Genomic DNA, 14298 nt, shown 5'->3' with positions numbered 1-14298 from the left:
GGCTTGAACATTCCTCAGCCTTCGCGCCGGACGGCTGGCTTACAGTCTGGCGCCCCCACGGAGAACACCATGGCAGAGACCGCCCCGCCGCCCGCCGAGACCCTGGCCGCCCTGCGGCGCGTGCTGCCCGCGCACGCGCTGCTGTCGCAGCCCGAGGACACCACACCCTACGAATGCGACGGCCTCACGGCCTACCGCCAACGCCCCATGGCCGTGGCCCTGCCCGAGACCTACGAACAGGTCCAGGCGGTGCTGCGCACCTGCCACGCGCTGGGCGTGCCCGTGGTCGCGCGCGGCGCCGGCACCGGCCTGTCGGGCGGTGCCATGCCGCATGCGCAGGGGGTCACGCTGTCCATGGCCAAGTTCAACCGCATCCTCAAGATGGACCCGGTCAGCCGCACGGCCGTCGTGCAATGCGGCGTGCGCAACCTGGCCATCAGCGAGGCCGCCGCGCCGCACGGCCTGTACTACGCGCCCGACCCTTCCAGCCAGATCGCCTGCACCATCGGCGGCAACGTGGCCGAGAACTCGGGCGGCGTGCACTGCCTCAAGTACGGCCTGACCGTGCACAACGTGCTGCAGATCAGCGGCTTCACGGCCGAGGGCGAGCCCGTCACCTTCGGCGGCGCGGCGCTGGACAGCCCGGGCCTGGACCTGCTGGCCCTGGCCATCGGCTCCGAAGGCATGCTGGCCGTGGCCACCGAGGTCACCGTCAAGCTGGTGCCCAAGCCCATGCTTGCGCGCTGCATCATGGCCAGCTTCGACGACATGCGCAAAGCCGGCGATGCCGTGGCCGCGGTGATCGCGGCCGGCATCATCCCGGCCGGGCTGGAGATGATGGACAAGCCCATGACGGCCGCCGTGGAAGACTTCGTGCGCGCCGGTTACGACCTCACGGCCGAGGCCATCCTGCTCTGCGAAAGCGACGGCACGCCCGAGGAGGTCGAGGAAGAGATCGCCCGCATGAGCGCCGTGCTGCGCGGCTGTGGTGCGACGGCGATCGCCGTGAGCCAGAACGAGGCCGAGCGCCTGCGCTTCTGGAGCGGTCGCAAGAACGCCTTCCCGGCCTCGGGCCGCATCAGCCCCGACTACATGTGCATGGACTCGACCATCCCGCGCAAGCGCCTGGCCGACATCCTGCTCGCGATCGCCGAAATGGAGAAGAAGTACGGTCTGCGCTGCGCCAACGTGTTCCACGCCGGCGACGGCAACCTGCACCCGCTGATCCTGTTCGATGCCAACGACCCCGACCAGTTGCACCGCTGCGAGCTGTTCGGCGCCGACATCCTGGAGACCAGCGTGGCCATGGGCGGCACCGTGACCGGCGAGCACGGTGTGGGCGTGGAGAAGCTCAACAGCATGTGCGTGCAGTTCTCCGCCGAGGAGAACGCGCAGATGTTCGGCATCAAGGCCGCTTTCGACCCCAAGGGCCTGCTGAACCCCGGCAAGGTGATCCCGACGCTGAATCGCTGCGCCGAATACGGGAAGATGCTGGTGCGCGGCGGCCGGATCGCGCATCCGGACCTGCCGCGGTTCTGATTTACTCAATGCGCTGAGTAAACTATCTCAGCCCATTGAGTAATTTCCCGATGCCCATTGAGATCCAGCGCGCCGCGCTGCAGCCTTTCGTCGAACGCCTGCGCGAGCCGCGCCGCTTTCTTCAGGTGCTGGCAGGGCCGCGCCAGGTGGGCAAGACCACGCTCGTGCGGCAGGCACTGGCGGCACTGGCATCCGAGCGCGTCGCGCAGCACAGCGTCAGCGCCGACAGCCCGGGCCTGCAAGGCGCGAGCTGGCTGGCTGCGCAATGGGAAACCGCCCGCGCGCTGGCCGCGCAGGCCGGCAGTTGCATCCTGGTGCTCGACGAGGTGCAGAAGCTCCCCGGCTGGACCGAGGAGGTCAAGCGCCTGTGGGACGAAGACAGCGCCGCCGGCCGCGACGTGCGGGCCGTGGTGCTGGGCTCCGCACCACTGCTGATCGCCCGCGGCCTCACCGAGAGCATGGCCGGCCGCTTCGAGATCACGCGCCTGGGCCACTGGCGCTACACCGAGATGCGCGAGGCCTTCGACTTCACGCTGGAGCAGTACGTCTTCTTCGGCGGCTACCCCGGTGCTGCGCCGCTGGTGCATGACGAGATGCGCTGGGCCGCCTACATCCGCGACGCGCTGATCGAGACCACCATCAGCAAGGACGTGCTGCTGATGGCGCCGGTGCAAAAGCCCGCGCTGTTGCGCCGCCTGTTCGACCTGGCCTGCCGCTACAGCGGCCAGATGCTGAGCTACCAGAAGATGATGGGCCAGCTGGCCGATGCGGGCAACACCACCACGCTGGCGCACTACCTGCAGCTGCTGGAAGGCGCGGGCATGGTCTGCGGGCTGCAGAAGTATGCGGGCCAGGCGCTGCGCCAGCGCGCCTCCAGCCCCAAGCTGCAGGTCTACAACACGGCGCTGATGGGCGCTCTGGCCGTGGCCTAGGGCTGGGGCTTCGCTCAGCTGCGCGCCACACCCGAGCAGTGGGGCCGCCTGGTCGAAAGCGCCGTGGGCGCCGAACTGCTGGCGCGCAAGCTCACGCACAGCAGCACACAGCCCGCGCTGTACTACTGGCACGAGGCCGGCCGCGAGGTCGACTATGTGCTGCCCGATGGGCGCGAGCTGTTCGCGCTGGAGGTCAAGAGCGGCCGGCAGCGCGGCAATGTCTCCGGGCTCGATGCGTTCCGTACGGGCTTTCCGAAGGCCAGGCCGCTGGTTCTCGGCAGCGGCGGCCTCGATCTCCACCGCTGGTTCACGACACCATGATCCCCTTGCGCGGACTGGCCTGGCTGCTGGCCCTGCAATCGGCCGGCGAGCTGCTCGCGCGCGGCCTGCACCTGCCCTTTCCGGGCCCCGTCATCGGCATGGTGCTGCTGCTCGTCGCCCTACGCTGGGAGCCGGTGCGCACACCTGTCGCCGCTTGCGCGAACTTCCTGTTGTCGCACCTGTCGCTGCTGTTCGTGCCGGTCGGTGTCGGCGTGATCGTGCATCTGCCGCTGCTGGCGCAGTACGGCGGCCGCATGCTGGTCGTGCTGGTGGTGTCGACCTGGGTCGGCCTGGCCGTCACGGCGCTGGTGCTGTACGCGGGGCGCCAGCGCCCGCCCAAGTGAGGAGAAGCCATGGCGCAGTTCGTCGAACTCTGGGTCTACCTGTCCGCCACGCCGCTGTTCGGGCTGACGGCCACGCTCGTTGTCTACGTGCTGGCCCAGGCCGCCTACGCGCGGCTGGGCCATGCGCCCTGGGCCAACCCGGTGCTGTGGAGCGTGGTCTGCATCGGTGCCGTGCTGCTGCTCACGCGGCTGCCCTACCCCACCTACTTCGCGGGTGCGCAGTTCATCCACTTCCTGCTCGGGCCGGCCGTGGTGGCGCTGGGATGGCCGCTGTGGCAGCGCCGCGGCGAACTGCGCCAGCGCTGGAGTCGGCTGCTGCTGGCCGCCCTGGCCGGCGGTGGTGCGGCCTGCGCCACGGCCGTGCTGCTGGGCCGGGCGCTCGAGCTGCCGAACGAGGTGGTGCTGTCGCTGGCGCCCAAGTCGGTCACCGCGCCCGTGGCCATGGGCGTGGCCGAAGCCATCGGCGGCATTCCCGCGCTGTCGGCCGTGTTCGCGGTGATCACAGGGCTCGTGGGTGCGTTGAGCGGCAAGTACCTGTTCGACGGGTTGCGCATCGCGCGCGACCCGGCCGGCATGCGCGCCCGCGGCTTCGCGCTCGGCACGGCCGCCCACGGCATCGGCGCGGCCCGCGCGCTGCAGGTCGATGCCGATGCAGGCGCCTATGCCGGGCTGGCGCTGGGCCTGCAGGTGGTGCTGGCCTCGCTGCTGATTCCGCTGGCCTTCCGCTGGCTCTGACGCTCAGACGCCGCGCGCAGCGTGCAGCACGTCGCGCGTGCGCTGGGCTTCCCGCCGCGCCGCGGCGGCGAAGTCCTCGCCCGCGGACGCGTACAGGATCGCGCGCGAGGAGCTGACGACCACCGGCCCCGTGGTCTGCGCCGCATCGCCGCGCCAGGCCGCGCGCACCGTGGCCACGGCATCGCCGCCTTGCGCGCCCACGCCCGGGATCAGCAGCGGCACCGAGGGTGCCAGCGCGCGCACGCGCTCCAGCTCCGACGGATAGGTCGCGCCGACAACCAGGCCGAGCTGGCCATTGCGGTTCCAGGGGCCCTGCGCCAGGCCTGCGACGTGCTCGTACAGGCGTGGCTCGCCCTCGACGCCGGCCAGACGCTGGTTCTGCAGGTCGTCGCCACCCGGGTTGGAGGTACGGCACAGCAGGAAGGCGCCCTTGCCTTCGTAGCGCAGGTAGGGCTCGACCGAATCGAAGCCCATGAACGGCGACAGCGTGACCGCATCGGCACCGTAGCGCTCGAAGGCCTCGACGGCGTACTGCTCGGCGGTGGAACCGATGTCGCCGCGCTTGGCGTCCAGGATCACGGGCACATGCGGCGCAGCGCGGCGAATGTGGCCGATCAGACGTTCGAGCTGGTCTTCGGCGCGGTGCGCGGCGAAGTAGGCGATCTGCGGTTTGAAGGCGATCGCGAGGTCGGCTGTGGCATCGACGATGGCGGCGCAGAAGTCGTGGATGCGGCTGGCGTCGCCGCGCAGCGTGGCCGGGAAACGGGCCGGGTCGGGGTCCAGGCCCACACAGAGCAGCGAGGCGTTGCGCTGCTCGGCACCGCGCAGCATGTCGAGGAAGGTCATGGCGCCGATTTTACGAACCGGCCGCCCGCTACCATCGGCCGCCTATGCAGGCATTGAGCAAGAGACAAGCCGCCATGCTGGTGGCGCTCACCCTGGTCTGGGGACTGAACTGGCCGGTCATGAAGATCGGCGTGACGGGCTACCCGGCCATCACCTTCCGCGTCATCTCGCTGTGGGTCGGCGTGCCGTTGCTGGGCCTGGGCCTGCTGGTGCTGCGCCAGCCGCTCGCCGTGTCGCGCAGGTACTGGGGCGAACTGTTCTGGCTCGGCGTGACCAACATGTTCGTCTGGCACGCGCTGATGGTGCTGGCGGTGCAGGCGCTGTCCAGCGGGCGCGCGGCCATCCTCGGTTACTCGATGCCGATCTTCTCGGCCGTGTTCGGGGCGCTGTTCTTCGGCGAGCGGTTGCGTGCGCGCGCCTGGGCCGGCGTCGCCGCCGCGGCGCTGGGCGTGCTGCTGCTGCTCTGGCACGAGCTGTCCAACATGGCGGGCCGGCCGCTGGGTGTGCTGCTGGCCCTGGTGGGTGCAGCGACATGGGCCGTCGGCACGCAGAAGATGCGGCGCCACACCATTCCGGTCTCCACGCCCGCGCTGGTGTTCTGGATGACGGCCATGAGCGCCTGCATCATGAGCCTGCTGTCCCTCTTGTTCGAGCACGAACGCTGGATGGCTCCGACGCCGGCCATCTGGGGCGCCATCCTCTACAACGGCGTGCTGATCTTCGCGGCGGCGCAGGTGGTCTGGTTCTCGCTGGCGCGGGCGCTGCCGCCCGTGGCCTCCACGCTGGGCGTGATGCTGATCCCCATCCTCGGCGTGTTCAGCGGCGCCTGGTGGCTGGGCGAATCGCTGCACTGGCAGGACTGGGCCGCGATGGGCCTCATGGTGCTGGCCATCGCCTCGGTGCTGTGGCCCGCGCGGCCCGCCGTCACAGGCTCTTGACGGTCTCCATGGCCAGGCACAGGTCGGCCCAGGCCTTGGCCTTCTCGGGCAGGCTGCGCAGCAGATAGGCCGGGTGGTAGCTCACGACCACGGGCACGGCCTCGTAGCGGTAGACCTTGCCGCGCAGCCGGCCCAGCGGCTGGGTCTGCACGTCGGGCACGCTGCCTGCCAGCAGCGACTGCACGGCAAAACGGCCCACGGCCAGGATGATCTTGGGCTGCAACAGGGCGATCTGGCGCTTGAGATAGGGCTCGCACTGCGCCACCTCGTCCAGCGCCGGGTTGCGGTTGCCGGGCGGACGGCACTTGAGCACGTTGACGATGAAGGCCGCCTGTGCGCCCCGCACCTCGCCATGCCGGCTCACGCCGACGGCGCGCAGCATGTTGTCCAACAGCTTGCCGGCCTGGCCGACGAAGGGCTCGCCACGCAGGTCTTCCTGCTCGCCAGGCGCCTCGCCGACGATCAGCCAGTCCACGCGCGGCGGCGCCTCGGCTTGCGGCACCGCGGGACCCACGCCGAACACGGTGTTCTTGCGCGTGCCGCAGAGTTTGCAGGCCTCGCAGCCGGACACGGACTGCTGCAGCGCCGTCCAGTCCATGGCGGCGATGGCGGCCGCGCGGCCATCGTCGGCGGCGGGCGCCACCGCGGGCCGGGGCGTGGCCGCCACCACGGGCGCCGGCGCGGCCACGGCTGGCGCAGGCCGCGCAGCCATGGGCGGCGGCGCCACGGGTGCGGCGACGGCCTCGGCCTGGGCCGCAGCCGGCTCCGCCGGGGCCGGGGCCTGCGGCCACCAGACGCGCACATGCATCTCTTCCAGCATCGCGCGCTGGCGCGCATCGAGTTCCAGGGCCATCAGCGGTGCGCGCTCACAGTTGCAGACTCATGACGATGGCGTCTTCGCGCTTGAAGGTCGACTCGGGGTAATAGCCCTTGCGCAGGCCCACGCGCCGAAAACCGTAGGCGGCATAGATCTGGAACGCGCGCAGGTTGCTCACGCGCACCTCGAGCCAGAGCCACTGCGCACGCTGGCCACGCGCCCACAGGCACAGCGCGTCGAGCATCACGCGGGCCCAGCCGCGGCGCTGGTGCGCGGGCGCCACGGTGATGTTGAGCAGGTGCACCTCGTCCACGCCCTTCATCGCGATGAAGTAGCCCAGCACCTCGGCATCGCCCAGCAGCACCTGGGCCTGGTAGCCGGAGGCCAGGGCATCCTGGAAGTTGCGGCGCGTCCAGGGATGGGTGTAGGCCTGCTGCTCGATGGCGACCACGGCCGCCAGCCAGTCCTCGGTCATGGGCTCGAAACGGGCCTCGCCCGTGCGTTCGGGCAGCGCGCTCATGGGGCAGCCGCCTTCTCGGCCATGCGTTCGGCGGTGGTCTTGGCGACCTTGTTGCGCACGTAGCGGGGCAGCGCGGCCTCGGCGCGCACGGCCGCGCCTTCGGCCAGCAGCTGTGGCGCGACACGCAGCATGGCGGTGGCCAGCGGCAGCGCGGCCACGCCTGGCGCGCCGGCGAGCCTGTCGCCATAGACCGCGCCCGCATTGCCGGCCAGCGTCCAGCCATCGGGCACGGTCAGCGCCTGCGGAGCGAGCAGTTCGAAATCGCCGTGCTGCAGCCAGCGGCCGTGTTCGAAGCGGTAGCGGCCGGCATAGACCTCGTCCATACGCGCATCCAGCGCGGCCACGATGTTTGTCGCACCCGCCAGCTGCCGCGCCTCTTCGGCCACGGCCAGCAGCGTGTCGACCGGCAGCAATGGCACACCTTCGGCGTGCTGGGCCCGCGTGCCGAACGCCAGACCCTGGGCCACCGAACAGGCCGTGCGCAGGCCCGTGAACGAACCCGGCCCGCAGCCGAAGGCGATGGCATCGAGCTGTGCGAGTGCGAGGCCCGCCTGGCGCAGCAGGTCCAGCACCATGGGCAGCAGCGTGGTGGACGCCTGTGCGCCGCCGGGGCCGCTGCACTCCAGCACGCGCGCACCATCGCAGACCGCCACCGACAGGTGTTCGGTGCTGGTGTCGAACGCCAGCAGGCGCGCTCTGGAGGAATCGGGGTGCATGGCCGGGATTATCGATGGGCCGCCGGTAGACTCGCGCGCCATGTGGTCGCCCTTCTCCCGGCTGGTCCCGCTGCTGGCGGGTTGGATGTTGAGCCTGTCCAGCGGGGCTGCCCCGCCCGGTGCCGAGCGCCCGCTGCCCCCGGCCGTGGCCACGGCCCTCGCCCAGGCCAAGGTACCGCGCGACGCCGCGGCCTTCCTCGTACAGCCTCTGAACGATGCCGCGCCACGGCTGGCCCACCGTGTCGATGCGGCCATGAACCCGGCCTCGGTCATGAAGATGGTGACCACGCTGGCCGCGCTGGACCAGCTCGGCCCCGGCTACACCTGGAAGACGCGCTTTTACGCCGACGGACCGGTGGCCGACGGCGTGCTGCAGGGCAACCTCTACATCGAAGGCGGCGGCGACCCCAAGCTCGTGCTCGAGCGCGTGGACAGCGCCTTCCGCGCGCTGCAGGCGGCCGGCGTGCGCCAGGTGCGCGGCGACATGGTGCTGGACAACAGCGTCTTCGAGATGCCGGCGCACGACCCGGCCGCCTTCGACAACGAGCCGCTGCGCCCCTACAACGTCGCGCCGGACGGGCTGCTGGTCAACTTCAAGGCGCTGATCCTGCGCTTCACGCCGCAGGCCGACGGCACGGCGCTGGTGACGAGCGAGCCGCCGCTGACCGGCGTGGCCGTGCCGGACGCCGTGCCGCTGGCGCGCAGCCAGGCCTGCGGCGACTGGCGCAGCATGCTGCAGGCCGATTTCTCCGATCCCAACGCCGTGCAGTTGCAAGGCACCTACCCCGCCCGCTGCGGCGAGCGTGACTGGGCCGTGGCCTACGTGGAGCCGGCCAGCTATGCGCAGCGCGCGCTGCTGGCCCTGTTCCGCGCTGCCGGCAGCCAACTCGACGGCAGCGCCCGGCAGGGCCGCCGGCCGCCCGACGCGCGCTTGCTGCTGGAGGCCCCGTCGCTGCCACTGGCCGAGGTGATCGCCGACGTCAACAAGCGCAGCAACAACGTGATGGCCCAGCAGTTGCTGCTGACGCTGGCGGCCCAGCGCCACCTGCCGGCCCGCATGGAAGACGGGCGTGCGGCCATCGCCGCCTGGTGGCGCCGCTTCGTCGGCAGCGCCACACCGGCCCCGGTGCTCGAGAACGGCGCGGGCCTCAGCCGCGACGAGCGCATCACAGCCAGCGCGCTGGCGCGCATGCTGGCGCGCGCCAGCCGCCATGCTGAGGCCGCCACCTATCTGCAGTCGCTGTCGCTCGCCGGCGTGGACGGCACGACCGAACGCATGCGCGAGCGCGGGCTCGTGAGCGTGGTCGGCAACGCCTGGCTCAAGACCGGCTCGCTGCGCGACGTGGCGTCCGTCGCCGGCTACGTGCGCGGCCGCAGCGGCCAGCGCTACGTAGTGGTCGCCATGGTCAACCACGTCAACGCGCCGGCCGCGCGGCCGGCGCTGGACGCGCTGTTGGAATGGACCGCCGAAGACGAGCGCTGACGACCTACTGCATGCAAACGCCCGATGACAAGGGAATTTGCACACCTTCTTTGGTCGACTCGCATGGCATTTCGTTCAAAAATCGGCCGCTCAAGCGTGTCTGGCTGTAAATTTTGTGAGCGGGTTCCCTCACCTGCCGGACTGCCTGCATTCAAGCCGACGAAAGGAATCCCATGCATTTGAAGAAGACCTCTCTGGCCGTGGTGACGGCGCTGGCATTGGCCGCCTGCGGTGGCGGCGATGACAACGAGCCGACCTATAGCAGGCTGGTGTCGTTTGGCGACAGCCTGTCCGACGTGGGCAGCTACAAGACGCCGGGCATCGCCAGCCTGGGCGGCGGCAAGTACACCGTCAACGGCGGCGGCAACGAGATCTGGATCGAGCAACTCTCGGTCGAATTGGGCTTGCAGGCGCCTTGTGCTGCGCTGACCGGGCTGGAGGCCAGCGGCATCTTCGCGGGGTTGGCGGCGCCGACCACCTCCCATGCCGGCTGCACGGCCTATGGCCAAGGCGGCTCGCGGGTCACGAATCCGGTGGGTCCCTGGAACAAGGCTTTGCTGCAGATTCCGACCGAGCAGGCCCAATTCCAGGGTCAGCTGGGCCAACTGACCGTTCCCGTCGCCACGCAGATCGCCAACCACCTCGCCGCTTCGGGCGGCAGCTTCACAGGCAAAGAACTGGTGACCGTCCTGGCCGGGGCCAATGATGTGTTCGTGGCGACCGACGAAGTCGCGGCAGCCATCGCAGCAGCAACCGCGACCGCCACCTCGCCCGACCAAGTCGTCGCCGCCTCGCAAGCCGCAGGAGCCCAAGCCGTTGGCGCATTGACGCAAGCAGGTACGGAACTGGCCACCCTGATCAAGAACCAGATCGTCGCCAAGGGTGCCAAACGCGTCGTGGTCTTGAACCTGCCCAATATTAGCAAGACGCCGGAGGCCGTCGGCGCGGAAGAGGCCATGCCAGGCTCGCAGCAGTTGGTCGACACCATGACGCTCGCGTTCAACGCCGCACTCAAGGCCGGCCTGGACGGCACGGCTGAAGTCTTGCAAGTCGACTTCTACGCCCAAAATTCCCAGCACTCGGTCACGCCTGCTGCATTCGGCCTCACCAACACCAGCACGCCGGCCTGCACCAACACCTTCCCGAATGCACCGGGCTTCCTGGCTCCCTCGTTGACCTGTACGACGGCAACGGTGGTGGCGAACTCCGCGCGCTATCTGTTCGCCGACACAGTGCACCCCACACCCTATGGCCACACCCTGATCCGCGACATGGCGCTGGCGGCGCTCAAGGAAAAAGGCTGGCTCTGAACGTTCGCTGAACCCTCCAACGACAAAGAGCCCCGAGGGGCTCTTTGTTTTTTGCAGGCAGGTGCGTGTCTACCACCGGTTGCGGATGCGGTCGTACGCGTAGGTACCGAACAAGCGCTGCAGGTTGGGCGTCACATACAGCTTGTCCGCGAACATGTAGCTGTTGTAGCTGACGCCGGACGCGATGGTGCTCGTCGTGCACAGCGCCGAGTTGACTTCACCCGCGCCGATGCCGATGCCGACGCCTGCATCCACCGAGGTGCACGCCACGCCCTTGGAATTGTTCATGGAGAAATTGCCCGGATCCTCCGCGGCGATGTTGAAGTAGTACGGTGCATCGACGTACAGCACATTGCTCCCGAGGCCCAGGTTCACCGAGTCGATCAGGAAGGCGTCGTTGACGTTGCGGCTGATCGCGTTCAGCGTATCGTACTGGCCCGTCGCCTGGCCCCAGGGCGTGATGCCGAGGTTGATCGCACCGACGACCACGACCTGCTTGGCGCCTGCATCCACCAGGCGTTTTGCGAGGTTGGCCAGCGCGGTGCCCGCAGCCCGCGCATTGGCGACTGCCGTGTCCGCCGTCTGGGTCCCAGCCAGGAAGGCCTTGGCCTCGAACAGCGCATCCGACATGCCGCCGCTCAGGATGACCAGGTCGTCCGAAGCGAAGGTTCCCCCGCCTGCCACAAAAGCGTCCACCTGCTCCGTCACTGTCAAGGTCGTCGCGTCGCCCGTCACTCCGGGCTTGCCTGCAATTCGCGCCCCGACCCGGGCATAGCCCGTTCCGCCGCTGGCCGACGGCGTCAGGGTGCGCCCGTAGTCGCTGGCCAACTGCAGCAGCCAGTGGTTGGTCGTGCCGTCGTTCACGGTGTATCTGGCACCGGTCTGGCCCACATCGGAAAAGGCATCGCCGAACACGAGCAGGCGCGCCGGCTGCAGCTGCGATTCCGTGCTGCTCGAGCCGCAGGCACTCAGCAACACGGCAGAGGCACCCAGGGCCAGGGCGGCCACAGCACGCCGCCAGGAAATTCGACTCATCGGTCTCTCCAGAAAAAGTTGCCGGGAGTGTACGGTGCAGGCGGCCTCGCGCTCAGGCGGCCGCTGCGCGTTGCAAACGGTCACGTATACCCGCCCACGCGTCATCGGACGGCGGCGTTTCCACCCAGATCAGGCGCACGCCGGTCGCGTCGAGCGCGCGCAGCACGGCGAACAGCTCGCGCGCCGCGTCCACAGGGTCGGCGGGCATGCGCCGCACGAGCACGCGGCGCGATGCACTGCGCAGCGCCGTGCGCGCGTAGACCGCCACGGTGGGCGTGGCGTCCACGGCGTCGTCCAGCTCCGTGCCCAGCACCTGCAGCGCGGCCTGCAAGGCGGCCGCGTCCATCAGGCGCACGCTGGCGTGCGGCGCGTAGTGCGCAGCCAGCGTGCCTGAAGCGCGCGGGTCGGCTGCCAGCTCGTCCTTGCCGCGCACGGGCTGGCCGCAGACGGCCTCGATCTGCTCGCGGCTGATGCCGCCCGGGCGCAGCAGCACGGGCACGCCGCGCGTGGCGTCGACGATGGTCGATTCGATGCCCACATCGCAGGCGCCACCGTCCAGCACCAGGAGGTCGTCGCCGAACTCCGAGGCCACGTGCGCGGCCGTGGTCGGGCTCACGCGGCCGAACTGGTTGGCGCTGGGCGCGGCCACGCCGACGACGCCGAGTTCGGCGGCAGCGCGGAATACCGCCTGGGCCACCGGGTGCGAAGGGCAGCGCAGGCCGATCGAGTCCTGCCCGCCGGCCGCCTTGGCACCCACGGCGGCGCGGCGCGGCAGGATCAGCGTGAGCGGGCCGGGCCAGAAGGCGCGGATCAAGGCCTCGGCCCAGGCCGGCCAGTCCTGCGCGAAATGCGCCAGCGCGGGCGGCAGGCCGCCGGCATCGCTGGGCGCGACATGCACGATCAGCGGGTGATCGGCCGGCCGGCCCTTGGCGGCGTAGATCTTGTCCACGGCCGCATCGTTGCCGGCATCGGCCGCCAGGCCGTACACGGTTTCGGTCGGCAGTCCCAGCAATTCGCCAGCGGCCAGCGTCTGGGCTGCGCGCGCGATGGCGCCGGGATCGGCTGCAGCGAGGATCATGGTCAGAACGGCGCGATGCCCAGGATGGCGGCGGCCTGCAGCGCGGTGGCGCGCACGGCCTCGGGCGTGGCGCCCGTCACCGTCAGGTGCCCCATCTTGCGGGCCCGCGCGGCCTTGAGCTTGCCGTACAGGTGCAGGTGCACACCGGGCAGGGCCAGCACCGCATCCCAGGGCGGCGTCACGGCCTCGGCACTGGCCTGGGCACGCTGCGCATTGGCGTCGAACCACAGGTCGCCGAGCAGGTTGAGCATGACGCTGGGGCTGTGCAGGCGCGGGGCGACCAAGGGCAGGCCGGCCAGCGTGCGCACCTGCAGGTCGAATTGCGAGACATCGCAGGCGTCGATGCTGTAGTGGCCGCTGTTGTGCGGCCGCGGCGCGATCTCGTTGACGACCAGGCTGCCGTCCTGCAGCACGAAGAACTCCACGCACAGCACGCCCACGTAGGCCAGGCCCTCGGCCACGGCACGCGCAGCGGCAACGGCCTTCTCGCAGGTGGCGGCCGGCAGCACGCCTTCGTGCACCGTGGTCACGGCCAGGATGCCTTCGCGGTGCAGGTTGTGCTGCACCGGGAAATGCACCATGGCGCCGTCGCGGCCACGCGCCACGATGACCGAGCATTCGTCGGCCAGCGGCAGCATCTGCTCCAGCACGCAGGGCACGCGCTGCAGCCGTTCCCAGGCCGCCACGAGTTCCTCGCGCGTGCGCACGCGCACCTGGCCCTTGCCGTCGTAGCCCAGGCGGGCGGTCTTGAGGATGCCGGGCAACAGGCCGGCGCTGACCTGGTCGAGCGAGGCCGGGTCGGTGATCACGGCATAGGGTGCGCACGGCACGCCGATGCGCGTGAAGTGCGCCTTCTCGGCACTGCGGTCCTGCGCGATGGCCACGGCCTCGGCCGCGGGCGCCACCGGCCGCTGCGCCGCGAGCTGCGCCAGCGCGGGCGCAGGCACGTTCTCGAACTCCGTGGTCATGGCGTCGCTGAGGCGCGCCAGCTCGGCCAGCCCCTGGGCATCCAGGTAATCGGTCTGCACATGGTGGTGGCTCACGCGTCCGGCAGGGCTGGACGCATCCGGGTCCAGCACGGCCGTGAAGTAGCCCATGCTCTGCGCCGCGTGCACGAACATGCGGCCCAGCTGGCCGCCGCCCATCACGCCCAGGGTGGCGCCGGGCAACAAGGGGGCCTGCGTCATACCGGCGGCAAGCTCATGGCCTGGGCGGCCGCGGTCTGCTCGGCGCGGAAGGCGTCGAGCTTGCCGCGCAGCGCCGGGTCGTTCACAGCCAGCATGGCGACCGCGAACAGCGCGGCGTTGGCGGCGCCGGCCACGCCGATCGCGAAGGTGGCCACCGGGATGCCCTTGGGCATCTGCACGATGCTGTGCAGCGAATCCACGCCCTGCAGGTGCTTGCTGGCCACGGGCACGCCCAGCACGGGCACCGTGGTCTTGGCGGCCAGCATGCCGGGCAGGTGGGCGGCACCGCCCGCGCCCGCGATGATGGCCGCCAGGCCACGGCCGGCAGCGGCCTCGGCATAGGCGAACATCTCGTCCGGCATGCGGTGGGCCGAGACCACCCTGGCTTCGTGTGCGATGCCGAATTGCTGGAGAATCCCCACCGCATGCTGCATGGTGTCCCAGTCGCTGCTGGAGCCCATGACAATTCCGATTTGAACTGCGCTCATCGCGCAATT

At 70.3% G+C, this 14298-nt stretch carries 16 protein-coding genes; 8 read left to right on the top strand and 8 right to left on the bottom strand.

The features are described from left to right. The first annotated feature begins 69 nt into the window (after positions 1-69). From IE209_RS08995 to IE209_RS08980, 5 genes are read left to right on the top strand one after another with little or no spacing between them, the layout of a single operon-like run. Positions 70-1539, top strand: coding sequence for an FAD-linked oxidase C-terminal domain-containing protein (locus IE209_RS08995; RefSeq protein ID WP_189686620.1), 1470 nt, complete (start codon positions 70-72; stop codon positions 1537-1539). A 50-nt stretch (positions 1540-1589) separates the two neighbouring features. Further along, positions 1590-2471 (top strand): ATP-binding protein, encoded by an 882-nt coding sequence (locus IE209_RS08990; RefSeq protein WP_229882763.1) that lies wholly within the window; start codon positions 1590-1592, stop codon positions 2469-2471. Between the two features lie 18 nt (positions 2472-2489). Further along, positions 2490-2792, top strand: coding sequence for a DUF4143 domain-containing protein (locus tag IE209_RS34510; protein ID WP_268245959.1), 303 nt, complete (start codon positions 2490-2492; stop codon positions 2790-2792). Beyond that, complete coding sequence (locus IE209_RS08985) at positions 2789-3136, top strand: CidA/LrgA family protein (protein WP_189686619.1); 348 nt, start codon at positions 2789-2791, stop codon at positions 3134-3136. Before IE209_RS34510 ends, IE209_RS08985 begins: the two co-directional genes overlap by 4 nt. A gap of 9 nt (positions 3137-3145) precedes the next feature. Then, complete coding sequence (locus IE209_RS08980; protein WP_189686618.1) at positions 3146-3871, top strand: LrgB family protein; 726 nt, start codon at positions 3146-3148, stop codon at positions 3869-3871. 3 nt (positions 3872-3874) lie between these two features. Here IE209_RS08980 and pyrF read toward each other — a convergent pair whose 3' ends face one another. Then, positions 3875-4717, bottom strand: coding sequence for an orotidine-5'-phosphate decarboxylase (pyrF, locus tag IE209_RS08975; RefSeq protein ID WP_189686617.1), 843 nt, complete (start codon positions 4715-4717; stop codon positions 3875-3877). A 44-nt stretch (positions 4718-4761) separates the two neighbouring features. On the opposite strand from pyrF, the gene IE209_RS08970 reads away from it, so the two are divergent. After that, entirely contained in the window at positions 4762-5655 is an 894-nt protein-coding gene (locus IE209_RS08970) for a DMT family transporter (protein ID WP_189686616.1), read from the top strand. Here the strand turns inward: IE209_RS08970 and IE209_RS08965 are convergent. From IE209_RS08965 to tsaB, 3 genes are read right to left on the bottom strand one after another with little or no spacing between them, the layout of a single operon-like run. Then, positions 5642-6508 carry a uracil-DNA glycosylase gene (locus IE209_RS08965; protein WP_189686615.1) on the bottom strand — a complete coding sequence of 289 codons (867 nt, stop codon included), beginning with the start codon at positions 6506-6508 and terminating at the stop codon, positions 5642-5644. The genes IE209_RS08970 and IE209_RS08965 overlap by 14 nt on opposite strands. A 13-nt stretch (positions 6509-6521) precedes the next feature. Continuing rightward, entirely contained in the window at positions 6522-6992 is a 471-nt protein-coding gene (rimI, locus tag IE209_RS08960) for a ribosomal protein S18-alanine N-acetyltransferase (protein ID WP_189686614.1), read from the bottom strand. After that, positions 6989-7708, bottom strand: coding sequence for a tRNA (adenosine(37)-N6)-threonylcarbamoyltransferase complex dimerization subunit type 1 TsaB (tsaB, locus tag IE209_RS08955; RefSeq protein ID WP_189686613.1), 720 nt, complete (start codon positions 7706-7708; stop codon positions 6989-6991). The genes rimI and tsaB overlap by 4 nt, the downstream gene beginning before the upstream one ends. 40 nt (positions 7709-7748) lie before the next feature. Between tsaB and dacB the strand changes: the two genes are divergently transcribed. Next, positions 7749-9191 (top strand): D-alanyl-D-alanine carboxypeptidase/D-alanyl-D-alanine endopeptidase, encoded by a 1443-nt coding sequence (gene dacB, locus IE209_RS08950; protein WP_189686612.1) that lies wholly within the window; start codon positions 7749-7751, stop codon positions 9189-9191. Positions 9192-9364: 173 nt separating this feature from the next. Further along, positions 9365-10501: an SGNH/GDSL hydrolase family protein gene (locus IE209_RS08945; RefSeq protein WP_189686611.1), complete on the top strand. Its 1137-nt coding sequence runs from the start codon at positions 9365-9367 to the stop codon at positions 10499-10501. A 69-nt stretch (positions 10502-10570) separates the two neighbouring features. Here IE209_RS08945 and IE209_RS08940 read toward each other — a convergent pair whose 3' ends face one another. Genes IE209_RS08940 through purE form a run of 4 tightly spaced genes read right to left on the bottom strand, consistent with a single transcriptional unit; the run spans position 10571 to position 14289 of the window. Continuing rightward, complete coding sequence (locus tag IE209_RS08940; protein ID WP_189686610.1) at positions 10571-11536, bottom strand: SGNH/GDSL hydrolase family protein; 966 nt, start codon at positions 11534-11536, stop codon at positions 10571-10573. 52 nt (positions 11537-11588) lie between these two features. Beyond that, positions 11589-12614 carry an L-threonylcarbamoyladenylate synthase gene (locus tag IE209_RS08935; RefSeq protein ID WP_189686609.1) on the bottom strand — a complete coding sequence of 342 codons (1026 nt, stop codon included), beginning with the start codon at positions 12612-12614 and terminating at the stop codon, positions 11589-11591. Positions 12615-12616: 2 nt separating this feature from the next. Then, positions 12617-13801: a 5-(carboxyamino)imidazole ribonucleotide synthase gene (locus IE209_RS08930; protein WP_189686608.1), complete on the bottom strand. Its 1185-nt coding sequence runs from the start codon at positions 13799-13801 to the stop codon at positions 12617-12619. Further along, the gene (gene purE / locus IE209_RS08925) at positions 13798-14289 is read right to left on the bottom strand and encodes a 5-(carboxyamino)imidazole ribonucleotide mutase (protein ID WP_189686607.1); all 492 of its coding nucleotides are present in this window, start codon (positions 14287-14289) and stop codon (positions 13798-13800) included. Before purE ends, IE209_RS08930 begins: the two co-directional genes overlap by 4 nt. Between the last annotated feature and the right edge of the window lie 9 nt (positions 14290-14298).

Origin of the sequence: Pseudorhodoferax aquiterrae (genome assembly GCF_014652235.1) — a bacterium.
GTDB classification, from domain to species: domain Bacteria; phylum Pseudomonadota; class Gammaproteobacteria; order Burkholderiales; family Burkholderiaceae_C; genus Pseudorhodoferax; species Pseudorhodoferax aquiterrae.
Note: the sequence above shows the minus strand (reverse complement) of the source record. Positions and strands in the feature narration are given on the sequence as shown.